The organism is Streptomyces sp. 2A115 (assembly GCF_052245575.1).
GTDB lineage: Bacteria > Actinomycetota > Actinomycetes > Streptomycetales > Streptomycetaceae > Streptomyces.
This window is the reverse complement of the sequence record NZ_JBQQCG010000050.1, coordinates 1-18,533: the sequence shown is the minus strand read 5'-3', so window position 1 is coordinate 18,533 and position 18,533 is coordinate 1. Positions and strand designations below refer to the sequence as shown.

General features: G+C 69.8%; 17 protein-coding genes. 6 read left to right on the top strand and 11 right to left on the bottom strand.

Annotated features, from left to right (window positions below; translation table 11 throughout):
- The first annotated feature begins 202 nt into the window (after positions 1 to 202).
- The 3 genes from folB (at position 203) to ACTWQR_RS34345 (ending at position 1,812) form a co-directional block, all read left to right on the top strand.
- Positions 203 to 562, top strand: coding sequence for a dihydroneopterin aldolase (gene folB / locus ACTWQR_RS34355; protein WP_443231118.1), 360 nt, complete (start codon positions 203 to 205; stop codon positions 560 to 562).
- Positions 559 to 1,167 carry a 2-amino-4-hydroxy-6-hydroxymethyldihydropteridine diphosphokinase gene (gene folK, locus ACTWQR_RS34350; protein ID WP_443231117.1) on the top strand — a complete coding sequence of 203 codons (609 nt, stop codon included), beginning with the start codon at positions 559 to 561 and terminating at the stop codon, positions 1,165 to 1,167. Before folB ends, folK begins: the two co-directional genes overlap by 4 nt.
- Before the next feature lie 156 nt (positions 1,168 to 1,323).
- The gene (locus tag ACTWQR_RS34345) at positions 1,324 to 1,812 is read left to right on the top strand and encodes a DUF3180 domain-containing protein (RefSeq protein ID WP_443231116.1); all 489 of its coding nucleotides are present in this window, start codon (positions 1,324 to 1,326) and stop codon (positions 1,810 to 1,812) included.
- Positions 1,813 to 1,961: 149 nt separating this feature from the next.
- Here ACTWQR_RS34345 and folE read toward each other — a convergent pair whose 3' ends face one another.
- From folE to dacB, 6 genes are all read right to left on the bottom strand, one after another.
- Entirely contained in the window at positions 1,962 to 2,567 is a 606-nt protein-coding gene (folE, locus tag ACTWQR_RS34340; RefSeq protein ID WP_443231115.1) for a GTP cyclohydrolase I FolE, read from the bottom strand.
- A 133-nt stretch (positions 2,568 to 2,700) separates the two neighbouring features.
- Positions 2,701 to 4,746 (bottom strand): ATP-dependent zinc metalloprotease FtsH, encoded by a 2,046-nt coding sequence (gene ftsH, locus ACTWQR_RS34335; RefSeq protein ID WP_443231173.1) that lies wholly within the window; start codon positions 4,744 to 4,746, stop codon positions 2,701 to 2,703.
- A gap of 211 nt (positions 4,747 to 4,957) precedes the next feature.
- Entirely contained in the window at positions 4,958 to 5,518 is a 561-nt protein-coding gene (hpt, locus tag ACTWQR_RS34330; RefSeq protein ID WP_443231172.1) for a hypoxanthine phosphoribosyltransferase, read from the bottom strand.
- A 106-nt stretch (positions 5,519 to 5,624) separates the two neighbouring features.
- On the bottom strand, positions 5,625 to 6,653 hold the full coding sequence (tilS, locus tag ACTWQR_RS34325) for a tRNA lysidine(34) synthetase TilS (RefSeq protein WP_443231114.1): 1,029 nt from the start codon (positions 6,651 to 6,653) through the stop codon (positions 5,625 to 5,627).
- A gap of 173 nt (positions 6,654 to 6,826) precedes the next feature.
- Positions 6,827 to 7,951 carry a zinc-dependent metalloprotease gene (locus tag ACTWQR_RS34320; protein WP_443231113.1) on the bottom strand — a complete coding sequence of 375 codons (1,125 nt, stop codon included), beginning with the start codon at positions 7,949 to 7,951 and terminating at the stop codon, positions 6,827 to 6,829.
- A gap of 164 nt (positions 7,952 to 8,115) precedes the next feature.
- Entirely contained in the window at positions 8,116 to 9,699 is a 1,584-nt protein-coding gene (gene dacB, locus ACTWQR_RS34315) for a D-alanyl-D-alanine carboxypeptidase/D-alanyl-D-alanine endopeptidase (RefSeq protein ID WP_443231112.1), read from the bottom strand.
- Positions 9,700 to 9,778: 79 nt separating this feature from the next.
- Between dacB and ACTWQR_RS34310 the strand changes: the two genes are divergently transcribed.
- A complete protein-coding gene (locus ACTWQR_RS34310; RefSeq protein WP_033321679.1) occupies positions 9,779 to 10,270 on the top strand; it encodes an inorganic diphosphatase in 492 nt (163 codons plus the stop codon).
- 146 nt (positions 10,271 to 10,416) lie between these two features.
- Positions 10,417 to 12,054 (top strand): threonine/serine ThrE exporter family protein, encoded by a 1,638-nt coding sequence (locus ACTWQR_RS34305; RefSeq protein WP_443231111.1) that lies wholly within the window; start codon positions 10,417 to 10,419, stop codon positions 12,052 to 12,054.
- A 98-nt stretch (positions 12,055 to 12,152) separates the two neighbouring features.
- On the opposite strand, the gene ACTWQR_RS34300 is transcribed toward ACTWQR_RS34305, so the two are convergent.
- Together ACTWQR_RS34300 and ACTWQR_RS34295 are read right to left on the bottom strand one after the other, a co-directional pair.
- The gene (locus ACTWQR_RS34300; protein WP_443231110.1) at positions 12,153 to 12,860 is read right to left on the bottom strand and encodes a DedA family protein; all 708 of its coding nucleotides are present in this window, start codon (positions 12,858 to 12,860) and stop codon (positions 12,153 to 12,155) included.
- 192 nt (positions 12,861 to 13,052) lie between these two features.
- A complete protein-coding gene (locus tag ACTWQR_RS34295; protein WP_443231109.1) occupies positions 13,053 to 13,811 on the bottom strand; it encodes a MerR family transcriptional regulator in 759 nt (252 codons plus the stop codon).
- A 190-nt stretch (positions 13,812 to 14,001) separates the two neighbouring features.
- Here ACTWQR_RS34295 and ACTWQR_RS34290 point away from each other — a divergent pair, with 190 nt between their 5' ends.
- On the top strand, positions 14,002 to 15,408 hold the full coding sequence (locus ACTWQR_RS34290) for a glutamate decarboxylase (protein ID WP_443231108.1): 1,407 nt from the start codon (positions 14,002 to 14,004) through the stop codon (positions 15,406 to 15,408).
- Positions 15,409 to 15,476: 68 nt separating this feature from the next.
- Here ACTWQR_RS34290 and ACTWQR_RS34285 read toward each other — a convergent pair whose 3' ends face one another.
- The 3 genes from ACTWQR_RS34285 to ACTWQR_RS34275 form a co-directional block, all read right to left on the bottom strand.
- On the bottom strand, positions 15,477 to 16,748 hold the full coding sequence (locus ACTWQR_RS34285) for a WD40/YVTN/BNR-like repeat-containing protein (RefSeq protein WP_443231107.1): 1,272 nt from the start codon (positions 16,746 to 16,748) through the stop codon (positions 15,477 to 15,479).
- A gap of 214 nt (positions 16,749 to 16,962) precedes the next feature.
- Positions 16,963 to 17,712, bottom strand: a complete 750-nt coding sequence (locus ACTWQR_RS34280) for an ABC transporter permease (RefSeq protein ID WP_443231171.1) — start codon at positions 17,710 to 17,712, stop codon at positions 16,963 to 16,965.
- 38 nt (positions 17,713 to 17,750) lie between these two features.
- Positions 17,751 to 18,533: ATP-binding cassette domain-containing protein (locus ACTWQR_RS34275; RefSeq protein WP_443231106.1), on the bottom strand; the 783-nt coding region annotated here is incomplete at its 5' end.

Sequence of the window (18,533 nt, the reverse complement as noted above, 5' to 3'; positions counted from 1 at the left end):
GGTCCCCACCTGGGCCGAGCCCTCTGTGGGCGAGCACTGTCAGTGCTCGCAGGTAGATTCCATTGAGGCATGGGGGTCTCCCCCGCTCATGGGGGTCCCCCCGCTCGAGCGAAGTCGAGAGTGGGGAGGAGCCGAGAGTGGGGAGAGTGCCGATGGCACTCGGACGAGCCAGCCGTTACCGACGATTGCAGGAGTGATTCGCGTGGATCGTGTCGCGCTGCGCGGCCTCAAGGCCCGCGGGCACCACGGTGTCTTTCCCAAGGAACGCGAAGAGGGCCAGACCTTCATCGTGGACCTCAGGCTGGGCCTGGACACCCGGCCGGCCGCGGCCGACGACGACCTGGCGAAGACCGTGCACTACGGCATCGTGGCGGAGGAGGTCGTGGCCGTCGTCGAGGGCGAGCCGGTGAACCTCATCGAGACGCTCGCCGAGCGCATCGCCCAGGCGTGCCTGAAGCACGACGGGGTCCAGGAGGTCGAGGTGTGCGTCCACAAACCGGACGCCCCGATCACGGTCCCCTTCGACGACGTGACCGTCACCATCACCCGGAGCCGAGTATGAACGCGTTCACCGAGGGCCAGAGCGACCCGACCGTACAGCCGGTGCCCGCCTCCGTGGTGGAGCGCGTGGACGCCGCCGACACGACCCTGCAGAACCCGAGGCGTGCCGTGCTCTCCCTGGGCTCGAACCTCGGCAACCGCCTGGAGACCCTCCAGGGAGCCATCGACGCCCTGGAGGACACACCGGGCGTCCGCGTCAAGGCGGTCTCTCCGGTGTACGAGACGGAGCCGTGGGGCGTCGAACCCGGCAGCCAGCCGACGTACTTCAACGCGGTGGTCGTACTCAGGACCACCCTCCCGCCCTCCTCGCTCCTGGAGCGGGCGCACGCGGTCGAGGAGGCCTTCCACCGCGTACGGGACCAGCGCTGGGGCCCGCGCACGATCGACGTGGACATCGTGGCGTACGCGGATGTCGTCTCCGACGACCCGGACCTGACCCTCCCCCACCCGCGCGCCCACGAGCGCGCCTTCGTCCTCGCCCCTTGGTACGACGTGGATCCCGAGGCGCAGCTGCCCGGCCGCGGCCCCGTGGCGGGGCTGCTCGCCGCCGTCCCCCGGGAAGGTGTCGCGCCCCGCGCCGACCTGGAACTCCAGCTGCCCGAGTAGTCGTTAAGGTCGAGACCACCACAGGCGGTTGGCCGAAGGGCAGAGTCAGAGTGGCTGCGTCCTCCCGGGGACGCCGCATCCGACAGCGGCTGCGCCGCGGACCGGACCGCCGGCCGGACCGCCGTGGCCGGGACATGCAATCACGAGGGGAACTGAGTGAAAGAGCTGCGCATCAGGACGCTGGCCGCGGTGTTCGTCATCGCCGGGGTGCTGTCCTGGGCGGGTGCCCGCCTGTGGAACTCGGTGGGCACGCTTCCCCGGGTCCCCCTGGCCGCCCCCATCGTCCTCGCTCTGATCGCCGCAGTCCTGCTGGCCACGGCACTCTCCCTACGAGCCCGTCTCAAGGCCCAGCGAGAGCGTCGCCCGGGTGCCAAGGGCGTCGACCCCCTGATGGCCGCCCGCGCGGTCGTCTTCGGCCAGGCCAGCGCCCTGGTGGCGGCCCTCGTCGCCGGTATGTACGGCGGCACGGGCGCCTTCCTCCTGGAGTCCCTCGACGTCCCGGCCCGCCGCGACCAGGCCATCTACGCCGGCTTCTCCGTCCTGGCAGGAATCGCCGTCATAGCGGCCGCCTTCTTCCTGGAGCGCGTCTGCAAGCTCCCGGAGGACGACGACACGAACGGGGGGACGGCGGCTCCGGCGGCGTAACGCGACCCTGCCGGGAGCGCGGCCCTTACGGGGCGCGCCCGTAAGGGGCGCGGGGCTGTGACATTTGCGGCTCCGCCGCGTGGGCGCGCCCAGCCACAACCAACCCGCACCTACCGACGCGCCGTACTCCCCCGCACCTCAGCGGAGCGTCACCGCGCCATGATGAGACTCATAGCCTCATTACGAGTCGCGGCATCCCGCAACTGCCCCCGCACCGCCGACGTTATGGTCTTCGCTCCCGGCTTGCGGATGCCGCGCATCGACATGCACATGTGCTCGCACTCCACCACGACGATCACGCCGCGCGGCTCCAGGATCTCCATCAGCGAGTCGGCGATCTGCGTGGTGAGTCGTTCCTGCACCTGTGGCCGACGGGCATAGACGTCCACGAGCCGGGCCAGCTTGGACAGCCCCGTGATCTTGCCGGTGGTGGCCGGAATGTAGCCGACGTGCGCGACGCCCCTGAACGGCACCAGATGATGCTCGCAGGTCGAGAACACCTCGATGTCCTTCACCAAGACCATCTCGTCGTGGCCGAGGTCGAACGTCGTCGTCAGGACCTCCTCGGGCGTCTGCCACAGCCCCGCGAAGATCTCCTTGTACGCGCGCGCCACGCGGCCGGGCGTCTCCCGCAGCCCCTCGCGGTCCGGATCCTCCCCCACCGCGATCAGCAGCTCTCGTATGGCGTTCTCGGCGCGCTTCTCGTCGAACTCGCCGATAGTGCCCTCGCCGTCCAGCGTCACGGGGTCGGTCATCTGGTGCCTCGTTTCTGTGCCGCTCACGCGTACGGACCACGCGCGTCGCCGCCGGCATACCGAAATGCCGCGTCCCCCAGGCTAGAACCTGGGGGACGCGGCAGTCATTCCGGGCCTGGTGAGGCCTCCGGGGTCAGCTCTCGGAGCGGTCCTCGGGGGCCGGCTCGGTCACCGGGAGCGCCTGCGCCTCGGCGGAGACGTTCGCGTTCGCGGTGATCGCCGGGGTCGCGCCGTTCGCCCCGTTCGTCAGTGACAGCTCCTTGGGGGAGAGCACCGGCGGGCGGGTGGACGGCGTGCGCCGGGAGGAGCCGGTCCACGCGGGACGGGCCGGGCGCTTGACGATGGGAGCGAAGATCTCAGCGATCTGCTCCTTGCTCAGCGTCTCCTTCTCCAGCAGCTGTAGCACCAGCGCGTCGAGGACGTCGCGGTTCTCGACCAGGATTTCCCAGGCCTCGTTGTGCGCGTTCTCGATGAGCTTCTTGACCTCTTCGTCGACGAGCGCGGCGACCTCTTCCGAGTAGTCGCGCGGGTGACCCATCTCACGGCCGAGGAACGGCTCGGTGTTGTCACCACCGAACTTGATCGCGCCGAGCCGCTCGGTCATGCCGTACTGCGTGACCATCGAGCGGGCCGTTGCGGTGGCCTTCTCGATGTCGTTCGCAGCGCCCGTGGTCGGGTCGTGGAAGACGAGCTCCTCGGCCGCGCGCCCGCCCAGCATGTACGCCAGCTGGTCGAGCATCTCGTTGCGCGTCGTGGAGTACCTGTCCTCGTCGGGCAGGACCATCGTGTAGCCCAGAGCACGTCCTCTGGAGAGAATCGTGATCTTGTGGACCGGATCGGAGTTCGGTGAAGCCGCCGCGACCAGGGCGTGACCGCCCTCGTGGTACGCGGTGATCTTCTTCTCCTTGTCCGACATGATCCGGGTCCGCTTCTGCGGGCCCGCGACCACACGGTCGATCGCCTCGTCCAGCATGTGGTTGTCGATCAGCTTCAGATTGCCGCGCGCGGTGAGCAGCGCCGCTTCGTTCAGCACGTTCGACAGGTCGGCGCCGGTGAAGCCCGGCGTGCGACGCGCCACTGCGGACAGGTCGACGTCCGGAGCGACCGGCTTGCCCTTCTGGTGGACCTTGAGGATCTCCAGACGGCCCTGCATGTCCGGACGGTCGACCGCGATCTGGCGGTCGAAGCGGCCGGGGCGCAGCAGAGCCGGGTCCAGGATGTCGGGCCGGTTCGTGGCGGCGATCAGGATGACGCCGCCCTTCACGTCGAAGCCGTCCATCTCGACGAGCAGCTGGTTCAGCGTCTGCTCGCGCTCGTCGTGACCGCCGCCCATACCGGCGCCGCGGTGCCGGCCGACGGCGTCGATCTCGTCGACGAAGACGATCGCCGGAGCGTTCGCCTTGGCCTGCTCGAACAGGTCACGGACTCGGGAGGCACCGACACCGACGAACATCTCGACGAAGTCGGACCCGGAGATCGAGTAGAAGGGGACCCCGGCCTCGCCCGCGACAGCACGCGCGAGCAGCGTCTTGCCCGTACCGGGAGGCCCGTACAGGAGCACGCCCTTGGGGATCTTCGCCCCGACGGCCTGGAACTTCGCCGGCTCCTGGAGGAACTCCTTGATCTCGTGGAGCTCCTCGACCGCCTCGTCCGAGCCCGCGACGTCCGCGAACGTCGTCTTCGGGGTGTCCTTGGTGATGAGCTTCGCCTTGGACTTCCCGAAGTTCATGACCCGGGAGCCGCCGCCCTGCATCTGATTCATCAGGAACAGGAAGACGACGACGATGAGGACGAAGGGGAGCAGGGACAGCAGGATGCCGACGAAAGCGTTCTGCTTGGTCGGCGAAACCGTGTAGCCGTCCGTGATCTGCTTGTCCTGGTACTTGGTCTGGAGGGTGTTGGCCAGGGCAACGCCCTGGTCGCCGATGTAGCTCGCCTGGATCTTCGAGCTGCCCTCGATCTTTTCGCCGTCCTTGAGCTCGACCTTGATGGTCGCCTCGTCGCCGGTGGTGAGCTTGGCCTGCTGGACCTTGTTGTCATTGATCGCCTGGACGACCTGGCCGGTGTCCACCGTCTTGTAGCCGCCGGACGAGCCGACGACCTGCATCAACACGACCACGGCAAGGACGGCCAGCACGATCCACATGACCGGCCCACGGAAGTATCGCTTCACGTCCATCCATACGGAGCGGTGCCGCCCCGTCCCTCCTGCCATAGTGAGTTTGATAAGACTGTTCTTCGGACGGTACCCCAGCATTGTCACCCGAAGCCGCACGGTCCGGCTGACAAACCCGTCTACGCATGCTCCAACGGCGCGAAACCCGCTGGGGTTCCCGGTGGCCCGTGAGGGCTGCGTCACCTGTCGGCGAGCGCTGCCCTCTCAGGGTGCCTCAGCCGCCGTAGACGTGGGGCGCGAGCGTACCGACGAACGGGAGGTTCCGGTACTTCTCCGCGTAGTCGAGGCCGTACCCGATGACGAACTCGTTCGGGATGTCGAAGCCGACCCACTCCACGTCGATCGCGACCTTCGCCGCCTCCGGCTTGCGCAGCAGCGTGCACACCTTGAGGGAGGCCGGTTCACGCGAGCCGAGGTTGGAGATCAGCCAGGACAGCGTCAGCCCCGAGTCGATGATGTCCTCGACGATCAGGACGTGCTTGCCCTTGATGTCGGTGTCGAGGTCCTTGAGGATCCGCACCACGCCGGAGGACTGGGTGCCCGCGCCGTACGAGGACACCGCCATCCAGTCCATGGTGACCGGGGTGGACAGGGCACGCGCCAGGTCCGCCATGACCATCACGGCGCCCTTGAGGACTCCGACGATCAGCAGGTCCTTGCCCTCGTACTCCGCGTCGATCTTCGCTGCCAGCTCGGCCAGCTTCGCGTCGATCTCTTCCTTGGTGATGAGCACCGACTTGAGGTCGGTACTCATGTCTTTCGCGTCCACCCGCATCACTTTCGGTCGTCCCACCGGCTGCTTCCCGACCCTCCTCGGAGAGGAGCCGCTCCCGAAGGGGTTGCCCTTTCGGGAGAGTCACTCCCCTAAGGGGGACCCTTTTTCAGCCTTGCCGAATCACCAGTCTGCCACCCTGCCGCTGGGCGACGACTTTGCCCGGCAGATTGATGGCTCCCTGGCCGCGCCAGCCGGTGATGAGCCGGTCCATCTCCTCGATGTGCCGGGCGAACAGCGAACCGGCGGGCGCCCCGGCCTCGATGGCGGCGCGGCGCAGGATGCGGCGCCGCACGGCGGGCGGCAGAGCGTACAGCTTGGCGCACTCCAGGAGGCCGGCCGCGTCGCGCACGGTGGCCTCGGCCTGGCCGGCCCAGGCGTCGAGGGCGTCGGCGTCGTCTCGGGACAGCTGGGCCGTACGGGCCAGGGCTTCGACGACACCCTTGCCGAGTGCCTTCTCCAGGGCGGGCAGTCCCTCGTGGCGCAGGCGGGAGCGGGTGTAGGCCGGGTCGGCGTTGTGGGGGTCGTCCCAGACGGGCAGGGACTGGACCATGCAGGCCTTGCGGGCGGTCTGCCGGTCGAGGTGGAGGAAGGGGCGGCGGTATCGGCGGGTGGCGCCCGGTCCCCCGGAGACGGCTGCCATTCCGGAGAGGGAGCGGATGCCGGAGCCGCGGGCGAGGCCGAGCAGGACGGTTTCGGCCTGGTCGTCGCGGGTGTGGCCGAGGAGGATCGCGGCGGCGCCATGGCTCTCCGCGGCGGCGTCCAGGGCCGAATACCGGGCGTCGCGGGCGGCGGCCTCGGGTCCGCCGTCGCGGCCGACGCTGACGGTGACGGCCTCGGCCGGGGCCAGCCCGAGCTCGGTGAGACGCAGCACCACCTCGGCGGCGCGCACGTCGGAACCGGACTGCAGACCGTGGTCGACGGTGACGCCACCGGCGCGAATGCCGAGTTTGGGAGCCTCGAAGGCGAGGGCGGAGGCCAGGGCCATGGAGTCGGCGCCGCCGGAGCACGCGACGAGCACGAGCGGCGGGGGCGGCGGCTCGTGCGAGGTCTGGTCAGGGGCGTGGTCGGTGAGGACGTCGTGGAGGACGCGGCGGACCGCCAGGCGTATCGCCGCGACCGCAGGATGGGGACCCATGTCCGGTTCCCTTCATGAAATTGTCGGGGGGTGAGCCCGAAGTTCGGTCACTCAGAGTGTGTAGATGGTGACAGAACAGGGCCGTTCCCCGAGCATTGCACGCCTACCCATCGCCAACGGTCCCTCGGACGGGTGATTGAAGGGGCGTTCATCTGCCGTCGGCCGGATTCAATTCACGACTCTGCCTTACGGTGCACCCGCGCGACCCAGTCCGCCGGTTTGGCGATCTCCGACTTGGTCGGGAGCGTGTTCGGCGAGGTCCACACGCGGTTGAACCCGTCCATGCCGACCTCGTCCACGACGGCGCGTACGAAACGCTCCCCGTCCCGGTACTGGCGCAGCTTGGCGTCCAGGCCGAGCAGCTTGCGCAGCGCCAGGTCGAGGCGGGAGGCCCCGCGGGCGCGTCGTTGCTGGAACTTCTCGCGGATCTCGGCGACGGACGCGACCACCTCGGGGCCGACTCCGTCCATCACGAAGTCGGCGTGGCCCTCCAGGAGGGACATCACGGCGGTCAGACGGCCGAGGATCTCCCGCTGGGCAGGGGTCTGCACGATCTCCACGATGGACCGGCCGTCGTCGCCCTCCTCGCCCTCGGGGCGGCCGCCGGCGAGCGACTGGGCGGCCTCGCGGATGCGCTCCAGGACGGTCATGGGGTCGACCTCGGTCTCGCCCAGGAAAGACTGGATTTCGCCCTCGAGGTGGTCGCGCAGCCAGGGCACGGCCGTGAACTGCGTCCGGTGGGTCTCCTCGTGCAGGCAGACCCAGAGCCGGAAGTCGTGGGGCTGGACGTCGAGTTCGCGCTCCACGTGCACGATGTTCGGCGCCACCAGGAGGAGCCTGCCTCCGCCGTTCTCACCGGCCGGGAGGTCCCGGGTGGCCGGGGCGAAGGTCTCGTACTGCCCGAGGACCCTGGAGGCCAGGAAGGACAGCAGCATGCCCAGCTCGACGCCGGTGACCTTGCCGCCGACGGCGCCGAGGACGGCTCCGCCGGGGGTGCTGCCGCGCCGCTCCTGCATCTTGTCGAGCAGCGGCTTGAGGATTTCCCGGAACCCCGCGACGTTCGCCCGGACCCAGCCCGGGCGGTCGACGACGAGGATGGGGGTGTCGCGGAGGTCGTCGCCGCCCATCCGCGTGAAACCGCGGACGTGCTCCTCCGAGGCCTTGGCATGCTTGCGCAGTTCGGCGACGACGGCTCGGGCGTCGTCGCGGCTCACTTCTGGGCCCGGCCGTACGAGCCGGGTCGCGGTCGCCACCGCGAGATTCCAGTCGACCATCTCCGCACCACCGATGCTCGTCATGCGTCAACCGTACGTGAGCGCTGCCGCTGGGGGCAGGGAGTACGGGCCGGGGGAAGTGCCGTGGTCCTCAAAGTGCGGGTCGGCTGTGGCCGGGCGCGCGGTTCCGCGCGCCCCTTTTGGGGGCGCGGCCTGACAAGGCCCCCTGACGGAGCGCGCCCCAATGCTCAATCGCAGCCGCAGCCCGCCAGGGTCGACGCCAGGCGGTCCAGGGCCGCCTGGGTGGCCGTCGGGTCCATGGGCCGGTCCGAAGACGTCAGGAAGGCGAACGCGAGGAGGCGGCCGTCGCTGTCGACCACCGTGCCCGCGAGGGTGTGTACGCCGGTGAGGGTGCCCGTCTTGGCGCGTACGACGCCGGTGCCGGGCTGGTCGGCGTAACGCTTGACGAGGGTGCCGGTGAATCCGGCCACCGGGAGGCCGGTGAGGACCGGGCGCAGGTCGGGGCGGGCCGGGTCGGCCGCCTCGGCCAACAGGGCGGTGAGCAGGTCGGCGGTGAGTTTGTCGGCGCGGTCCAGGCCGCTGCCGTCCGCGAACCGGGTTCCTTCGAGGGGCAGTCCGAGCTTCTTCAGCTGCTTACGGATCGCCGTGGCGCCGCCCTCGAAGCTCGCCGGTTCGCCGGAGGCGAGGGCGGTCTGGCGGGCCAGGGCCTCGGCGATGTCGTTGTCGCTGCTGGTCAGCATGCGCTCGACCAGGGCGGACAGGGGCGGGGACTCGACGGTGGCGAGGGCCTTGGCGCGGCCGGTCGCCTTGGAGGGGCCGGGGGCCTTGGTCTTGATGCCGCGGTCCTCGAGGAGGTCCGCGAACTTCCGGGCCGCGTCGGCCGCCGGGTCCCTGCTCCGGTCCGCGGGGCCGCTGGAGGAGTCGTCCAGGCGGGCCTCGTCGGTCATCAGGGCGCTGACCGCGGCGAGGTTGGCGTTGGGGCCGATGGGGTGCACGGTGGGGCCCGCATACAGCGAGGTGTCGAAGGAGACGGTCACCTCGCCCAGCTTGCGGGCCTTGAGGGCGCGGGCGGTGTCGTCGGCCAGGGTGCGCAGGCTCGCGTTGCCGGCCGTCTCCTCGCGGGCGGTCAGCGTGGGGTCGCCGCCGCCGACGAGGACGACCTCTTGGGTGTCCGGTTCGAGGACCGCACGGGTCGCGATGCGGTGGTCGGCGCCTGCCGCGGTGAGCGCCGCGACGGCCGTGGCGATCTTCGTGGTGGAGGCCGGGGTCAGCGCGTCGTCTTCGCCCTTGCCGTACAGGCGCTTGCCGGTGGTCATGTCGACGACGGCGGCCGAGCGTTCGGAGCCCAGCGAGGCGTCGTCGAGGAGCGGGCCGAGGATGTCGGCGAGGGCCTTCTCGGTGGGAGACGGTACGGAGCCGACGGAGCCGCCCAGTCCGGTGAGCACAGCTGCGGCACTGGGCGCGGGCTGCGGCAACTTTCCGGACGTACCGGACACATGGCCGTGATCTGCGCCACCTGCGCGCTCCCGCGATGCGGCCCAGTCGCGCTCCGCCGTACGCTGACCGGTGGAGTCCCAGGGCCCGGCCGCGGTGACCACGGTGATCGCGAGGGCGAGTCCGAGGGTGGCGGCGCCCGCCGTGAACTGCGCGGTCGATGGCCGCGTCACCAGCGGTCGCACGGCTCCCGCGGCCCGGACGAGTGGTGGTTTCACGGCTCCGAGGGCCCGTACGAGTTGCGGCTTCACGGATCGCGCGACCCGCACCACATGCGGTCTCGCGGCCCGCCAAGCTTTCAGCTCTGGCACGACCACCAGCCCCTTTCGCGATCACACACCTGCGTGAGGGACACTTAACCACCAGAACTATGTGCTGATCATGGAGGAGCCACCGGTGGAGTTCGACGTCACGATCGAGATTCCGAAGGGTTCACGGAACAAGTACGAGGTGGACCACGAGACCGGTCGGATCCGCCTGGACCGTCGCCTGTTCACGTCGACCAGCTATCCGGCCGACTACGGCTTCGTCGAGAACACCCTCGGCGAGGACGGCGACCCGCTGGACGCCCTCGTCATCCTGGACGAGCCGACTTTCCCCGGCTGCCTCATCCAGTGCCGCACCATCGGCATGTTCCGCATGACGGACGAGGCCGGCGGCGACGACAAGCTGCTCTGCGTTCCGGCGCACGACCCGCGCGTCGAGCACCTGCGGGACATCCACCACGTGTCGGAGTTCGACCGTCTGGAGATCCAGCACTTCTTCGAGGTCTACAAGGACCTGGAGCCCGGCAAGTCCGTCGAGGGCGCCAACTGGGTGGGGCGCACGGACGCCGAGGCCGAGATCGAGCGGTCGTACAAGCGCTTCAAGGAGACGGGCGGTCACTGAGCGCCCCCTCTAGGTCGTCGGCTTCTTGATCGCCGGCTTCTTTGAAGAAGGCCGCTGTTACGGGCCGTACGCCGGGTGCGCGCGGCCCGTTCGCATGCCTGTGCTCATACTGGGGCCTACTGGAGGTGCGAGTCGGGAGTCGTGGGGTGACGGAGCCGGAGGCGGAAGACCGCAAGCCGCAGTCGGACGAGGCGAGGAGTGCGTTCACGCAACCGCCCGGTGTGGCCCCGGCGATCGAGGACGAGTCGCACACGACGTCGGAGTTCGCGATTCCGGTGGGGCTCGCGCCGCCCGAGCCGCCGACCACCGAGCCGGAGGGCTCGGCTTTCAACACGCCCCGTACGTACCGGGCCCCCGCCTTCACGCCGCCCCTGGGCATCCCCCGGGTCGACCTGACCAAGGACATCCCCTGGCAGGACCGGATGCGCACGATGCTGCGTATGCCGGTCGCCGAGCGGCCCGTGCCCGAGATCGTGCAGAAGGCGGAGGACGAGGGCCCTGCGGTTCCGCGCGTGCTCGACCTGACGCTGCGCATCGGCGAGTTGCTGCTCGCGGGCGGGGAGGGCGCCGAGGACGTGGAGGCGGCGATGTTCGCCGTCTGCCGCTCGTACGGCCTGGACCGCTGCGAGCCGAACGTCACGTTCACGCTGCTGTCCATCTCGTACCAGCCGTCGCTGGTGGACGATCCGGTGACGGCGTCACGGACGGTACGCCGCCGGGGCACCGACTACACGCGGCTCGCGGCGGTGTTCCAGCTGGTCGACGACATCAGCGACGACGAGACCGAGATCTCCCTGGAGGAGGCCTACCGGCGCCTCGCGGAGATACGCCGAAACCGTCACCCGTACAACGGCTGGGCGCTGACCGGGGCCTCCGGCCTCCTCGCGGGCGCGGCCTCCATGCTCGTCGGCGGTGGCCTGGTCGTCTTCGTGGCGGCCACTCTCGGCGCGGTGCTGGGCGACCGGCTCGCGTGGCTGTGCTCGGGGCGCGGGCTGCCGGAGTTCTACCAGTTCACGGTGGCCGCGATGCCGCCCGCCGCGATCGGGATCGCGCTCACGCTCGCGAATGTCGAGGTGCGCGCCTCCGCGGTGATCACCGGTGGTCTCTTCGCGCTGATGCCCGGGCGGGCACTGGTGGCGGGCGTGCAGGATGGCCTGACCGGCTACTACATCACCGCGGCGGCCCGCCTCCTTGAGGTCATGTACCTCTTCGTGGGTGTCGTCATCGGTGTCCTGGTCGTCCTGTATTTCGGTGTGAAGCTGGGCGTCGAGCTGAATCCGGACGCGGCGCTGCTGTTCGCCGAGCGGCCGGTGGCGCAGATCGCCGCGTCGATGCTGTTGTCGCTCGCCTTCGCGGTGCTGCTGCAGCAGGAACGATCCACCGTGCTACTGGTGTCGCTCAACGGCGGCGTGGCCTGGAGCGTGTACGGCGCGATGCACTACGCGGGCGAGATCTCACCGGTCGCCTCGACGGCCGTCGCCGCCGGCGTGGTCGGCCTGTTCGGGCAGCTCCTGTCGCGCTACCGGTTCGCGTCCGCGCTCCCGTACACGACCGCCGCGATCGGGCCGCTGCTGCCCGGTTCCGCCACGTACTTCGGGCTCCTCGCGATCGCCCAGAACAACGTCGACGCGGGGCTGGTGTCCCTCACCAAGGCCGCCGCCCTCGCGATGGCCATCGCGATCGGCGTGAACCTGGGCTCCGAGATCTCCCGGCTGTTCCTGCGGGTGCCGGGAGCGGCCAGCTCGGCGGGGCGCCGCGCGGCCAAGCGGACGCGCGGGTTCTAGTTTTCGTACGTCTCCGTCGAGTTTTCGTACGTCTCCGTAGTGGGCGTTTTCCGTTTTCGTACGTCTACGGAGTTTTCATGCGCCTACGGAGTGGGCGATCAGCGCTTGGCGTGCCGTCCGCGCTGCGGCTGCGTCGGAGGGGTTGCCGGATTCGTCGGGTCCACGGGGCCCTCGGCCGCCGCCTTCTTGGACTTACTCCGGGCCCGCATGAACTCGATGATGATCGGCACCACCGAGATGAGGACGATCAGGAGCAGGATCGGCTCGATGTTCTTCTCGACGAACTCGATCTTGCCCAGCCAGGAGCCGAGCAGGGTGACGCCCGCGCCCCAGAGCACCCCGCCGATGATGTTGAACGTGAGGAACGAGCGGTACCGCATGCCGCTGACGCCCGCGATGATCGGCGTGAACGTGCGAACGATGGGCACGAACCGGGCCAGGACCAGCGACTTCGGGCCGTACTTCTCGAAGAACTCGTGGGCCTTGACCACGTTCTCCTGTTTGAAGAGACGGGAGTCCGGGCGGGTGAACAGCGAAGGGCCGACCTTCTTGCCGAACATGTAGCCCGCCTGGTCGCCGAGGATCGCGGCGAGGCAGATCAGGAGAATGGCGGCCCACAGCGGGAAGTCCAGCTGGTCCGAGGTGATCAGCAGACCCGCTGTGAACAGCAGGGAGTCACCCGGCAGGAAGAAGCCGATGAGCAGGCCGGACTCGGCGAAGACGATCAGGAGCAAGCCCCAGATGCCGAACGAGTCGAGCAGGTAGTCCGGGTCCAACCAGCTTGGTCCGAGGGCAAGCGTCGTCACGGTTCCGGGCTCCTGAAGGGTGGTGGAAGGTGCGGGGCGTCAAGCTGTAGCCGACCCAAAGCTATCAACGCAGGACGACGGAACCAGGTTCCCCCGGCATACCCGGCATGCACTGTGAGCGAACTGGGACAAAACCGTGAGCCCTCAGCCGCGCAGGCTCCGGCCCGGGAGTGAGCCCGGGCCGGGCCCCGTTCACGCGTGGCGCGCGGCGTTCGCGGCGATCGCGTCCCTCAGGTGTTCGGCGAGCCCCGGGCGCATGGAGTCGTAGAACTCCTTGAACCGCTCGTCGGACACGTACATCTCGCCGAGGCCCTGGTGCATCCCGTACGAGCACTCGTAGAACCACTGACCAATGTGCTGCCGGTGCTCCTCGGCCATGGCCATGGCCCGCTCCCCCGTGGCGGGCTCACCGGCCTCCATGAGGGCGTCGTAGCGCCCGCCCCAGGAGGCCACCTCGGCCTGCATCCGCTTCCAGTCGTCCTTGGTGTAACCGGCGGCGCGACGCTGCGATTCGGCGTACGCCTCCGTGCCTCCCCAGCGGCGCTCGGCCTCCTCGGCATGTTCGTCGGGGTCCTTGTCCCCGAAGACCTCGAACTTCTCCTCGGGCGTGAGATTGATGCCCATCTTGCGTGCCTCCATGGCGTGCTCCACGGCCGCGGCCATCTTCTGCAGCTTCTCGATCCGGGCGGTCAACAGCTCGTGCTGTCGGCGCAGATGCGCGCGCGGGTCCGCCTCCGGGTCGTCGAGCAGGGCCGCGACCTCGTCCAGCGGAAAGCCCAGCTCCCGGTAGAACAGGATCTGCTGCAGCCGGTCGAGGTCGGCGTCGCTGTAACGCCGGTGGCCCGCGTGGCTGCGCCCGCTCGGTACGAGCAGCCCGATCTCGTCGTAGTGGTGCAGCGTCCGCACCGTCACCCCGGCGAAACCGGCGACCTGTCCCACGGAATAGCTCATCGCCTCCGCTCCCTCCTTTTCGGTACGCACCTCAGCCTGCGCCCTGACGCCGCGTGAGGTGCAAGCCCGAATCCACCGGGCGCCATGCCGACAATCCACCGGACGCTATGCCAGCTTTACCCGCTTATGACGGATGGTGGCTCACCATGGAATCCAGCCCGGCCCCACCCATCGACCCACCGGAGGCACCATGCCGCTCCACACCGGCCCCGAGAAGCCCGACGAGCGCCCTCTGGCCGTCAACCCGTTCTACGGGGAGGCGAATCCGGTCGGCGGCATGACGCAGGCCCCACCCAAGCACCGGCTGCCGGACGGGCCGCTGCCACCGACTACCGCGTATCAGCTCGTGCGCGACGAGCTGATGCTCGACGGCAACTCCCGTCTCAACCTCGCCACCTTCGTCACCACCTGGATGGAACCGCAGGCCGGGGTGCTGATGGGCGAGTGCCGGGACAAGAACATGATCGACAAGGACGAGTATCCGCGCACGGCCGAGCTGGAGCGGCGGTGCGTGGCGATGCTCGCCGACCTGTGGAACGCGCCGGATCCGGCCGCCGCCGTGGGCTGTTCGACGACAGGGTCCAGCGAGGCCTGCATGCTCGCGGGCATGGCCCTCAAGCGCCGCTGGGCCCACCGCAACGCCGACCGGTATCCGGGGGCCCGCCCGAATCTCGTCATGGGTGTCAACGTGCAGGTCTGCTGGGAGAAGTTCTGCAATTTCTGGGAGGTCGAGGCCCGCCAAGTCCCCATGGAGGGCGACCGCTTCCACCTCGACCCGGGGGCCGCCGCCGAACTGTGCGACGAGAACACCATCGGGGTCGTCGGCATCCTCGGCTCCACCTTCGACGGGTCTTACGAGCCGATCGCCGAACTCTGCGCCGCTCTGGACGCGTTGCAGACGCGCACGGGTCTGGACATCCCCGTCCACGTGGACGGCGCGTCCGGTGCGATGGTCGCCCCCTTCCTCGACGAGGACCTGGTCTGGGACTTCCGGCTGCCGCGTGTCGCCTCCATCAACACCTCCGGGCACAAGTACGGACTGGTCTACCCGGGCGTCGGCTGGGCGCTGTGGCGCTCGGCCGCCGAACTGCCGGACGAACTGGTCTTCCACGTCAACTACTTGGGTGGCGACATGCCGACCTTCGCGCTCAACTTCTCCCGGCCGGGGGCGCAGGTGGTGGCCCAGTACTACACGTTCCTTCGGCTGGGCCGTGAGGGCTACCGGGCCGTGCAGCAGACGACACGGGACGTCGCCCAGGGACTCGCCGAGCGGGTCGAGTCGCTCGGCGATTTCCAACTCCTCACCCGGGGTGATCAGTTGCCCGTATTTTCCTTCACAACCGGCTCGGACGTCACCGCGTACGACGTCTTCGACGTGTCCAGGCGCATGCGTGAGCGTGGCTGGCTGCTGCCCGCGTACACCTTCCCCGCGAACCGTGAAGACCTCTCCGTGCTGCGTGTGGTGTGCCGCAACGGCTTCTCGTCCGACCTCGCCGAGCTGTTCACCGAGGACCTGGGCCGCCTGCTGCCCGAGCTGCGCCGACAGCCGCATCCGTCGACTCGGGACAAGGAGGCGGCGACCGGGTTCCATCACTGAGGGGGCCCAGCTGCCGCCTCGGGGCTTTCCACCACTGGGCTTTCCACCACTGGTCGGTGTGTGCCTGGTCAGCGTCCGGCCCCCAGCTCGAACGCGTCCCAGTGGACGCCGTCGGCGGATATGCGGTAACTCCCGACGCCGAAGCTGTCGGCCCACACATAGCCCAGCGGAGTCGCGGTGACCGAGCCCGCGGGGCCTCGCGAGCCGTTGACCCGCTGGAAAGTGCGGCCGCCATCGGTACTGCGCCAGACGCCGTCTTCGCCGTAGACAGTGAGGCCCCCGTCGGTGGCGGACACCAGGTCCCCGAGGTTGGAGCGCGGCTCCACCCCCTTACGGTGCTTCCAGATCCGCTGCCAGGTGTGGCCGCCGTCGGTGCTGCGGTGGATGGCCAGGAGCCCGTTCTTCACATCGGGCTCGTCGAGCAGCTGGCCCGGCTGCGCCGCGTACAGCACGCCTTCCATAGTGACGACGCTCATGCCCCATCCCCCTTTCTCGGTCCCAGGCATCCGAGTCGTCCGCCAGGTGCGCCCGCGGTCCTCGCTGACAGCCAGCGCGGACAGGCCGGAGTCCGGGTCGGCGCCGGAGGCGAAGAGCAGTTTCTCGGCCGGCTCGCCCGTCGGCCGCACGGGGACGTTCCCCAAGTGGGCCTGCTCCCCCGCCGGACTCACCACACCCTCCAGTGGTGGCTGCGCGGCCAGCACCCGGAACTCACCGGTGGCCGGCAGGACGGCGAGCAACCGGGACCGCGCGCACCCGTTTCCGTCGTCCTCCAGCTCCACGCAGTCCTGGACCAGAGCGCCTCCCTCAGGTACCGCGGGAATCGTCCCCGAGGGCTTCTCGGAACCGGTGCGCCAGCTGCGCCCGCCGTCGCGCGTGAACCAGGTCCGGTACGTCGGCGGCCACCGCCCCTCGGTGATCAGCGCCCGGCCGGGGCCCAGCACCGTCAGCCCCACCGTTATCCCCAGGTCGCCCGTCGCGTCAGGCAGTGGTGAGCGCACGAGCCGCCATGCGTCAGCGCCCTTGTCCAGCACGGCTACGCTCTGCCGGCAGCGCTTCTCACCGCACTGCGCGAGGAGCGCGAACCCGCCGCCGTCCGCCGAGAAGCCGACGCCGGAGGGGCTGCCGGGTAGTCGGAGTGCCGACGGGACCCTGGGCGGCGTCGCCCCGTCCTGAGCGGGATCGGGCGCCGACCGTAAGGGCCCCGAGGGCCGTGCGCCCCGTGACGCACGGTCCCCTCCCCGCTCCGCGTCGGCGCATGCCCCCAACACCGCCGAAACCCCCAGCACGGCGGCGAGAACCGCCACCGCCTTCCTCTTCGCCCACGCCTTCACCGACTCCATGCAAACCCCCGACCAGCGACGAACCGATGCCCCCGCCGCGCTCACCGCGCAGCGTCTATTTCTGGTACACCGCTCGCCGCGACCGGGTTCCCACTTCCCGCCGACGACTTTCCCGCGCCCGCTGTCCGCCCCGCGTCCGCTGTCTGCCCCGCGTCCGCTGTCTGCCCCGCGTCCGCTGTCTGCCCAGGCTCGCTCAGGCCTGCCCGGCCGGCGCCTACTTGCTCAGCGCCGCGAACCTCCGTACCGCCAGCGGGAAGAACACAGCGAGCAGCGCGATCGGCCACGCCACCGCCAGCAGCTCGGCGTGCTCGGCCGGCCAGGACGTGCTCACCGCGCCGCCCTTGTTCCCGAACAGCTCACGCACCGCGGTCGCCGTCGCCGACATGGGGTTCCACTCGACGGTCGCCCCCAGCCAGCCCGGCATGGACTCGGGTGTGGCGAAGGCGTTGGACAGGAAGCCCACCGGCCAGACCAGGATCTGCACGGCGACCACCAGCTCCGGCCTGCCCGCGACCATGGCCAGGTAGATGCCCATCCACAGCATCGCGAACCGCAGCAGGAGCAGCAGGCCGAGCGCGCCCAGGAAGGCGGCGAACGAACCGTGCCAGGTCCAGCCGACCGCGAGCCCGACAGCGACCAGCACCACCAGTGAGATGACGGACTGCAGCATGTCCGCGGCCGAGCGGCCCACGAGTACGGTGCCGCTGACCATCGGCATCGACCGGAACCGGTCGATCACCCCTTTGTTCAGGTCCTGCGTGACCGCGACCATGGTGGCGTCCAGGCCGAAGGTCATCGTCAGCGCGAACATGCCGGGTACCAGGTACTCGCGGTAGTCGCCTTCGATACCGCTGCCGCCGCCTATCAGATAGCCGAACATCAGCAGCAGCATCACGGGGAACACCAGCCCCACGACGACCTGCACGGGTTGCCGTACCCAGTGGGCGAGTTCACGCCGGGTCATGGTCCAGGAGTCGGTGACGGCCCAGTTCAACGATGTACTCACGCGGCCTCCTCAGGCTTGCCGGTCAGGTGCAGGAAGACCTCGTCCAGCGTCGGCCGTCGCAGCGCGATGTCCTCCGCCTCGATTCCGGCCTCCTCCAGGGCGCGTACCGCCCCGGCGAGCGCCGCCATTCGGTCAGTGACCGGAGCACTGAGGAGGCGGCGGTCGGTGTCCACGGAGATGTCGGTCTTCTCGAAGGGCAACAAGGCGACGGCCGCACCCAGTTGGCCAGCGTCGCGCAGCACCACGTCGATCCGGTCGCCGCCCGTCTTCGCCTTGAGCTCGTCCGCCGTGCCGTCCGCGATGACCCGGCCGTGGTCGACGACCGAGATGCGATGGGCGAGCTGGTCCGCCTCCTCCAGGTACTGCGTGGTGAGCAGCACGGTGGTGCCGCCGCCGACCAGGGAACGCACCGCGTTCCACACCTCCGCTCGGCCGCGCGGGTCGAGTCCCGTCGTCGGTTCGTCCAGGAAGAGCACCTCCGGTTCGGTGATGAGTGAAGCGGCGAGGTCCAGGCGGCGCCGCATGCCGCCGCTGTACTGCTTCACCGCCTTGCGCGCCGTGTCCGCGAGGCCGAAGCGCTCCAGGAGCTCATCGGCCCGCACGCGCGCGCGGCGGGCGCCCAGGTGGTGGAGACGCCCGAACATCTCCAGGTTCTGCCATCCGCCGAGCTCCTCGTCGAGCGCCGCGTGCTGGCCGAGCAGGCCGATGCGCTGCCGTACCCGGCCGGCCTCGCGCACCACGTCGTGTCCTGCGACCCCCGCGCGCCCCTCGTCCGGCAG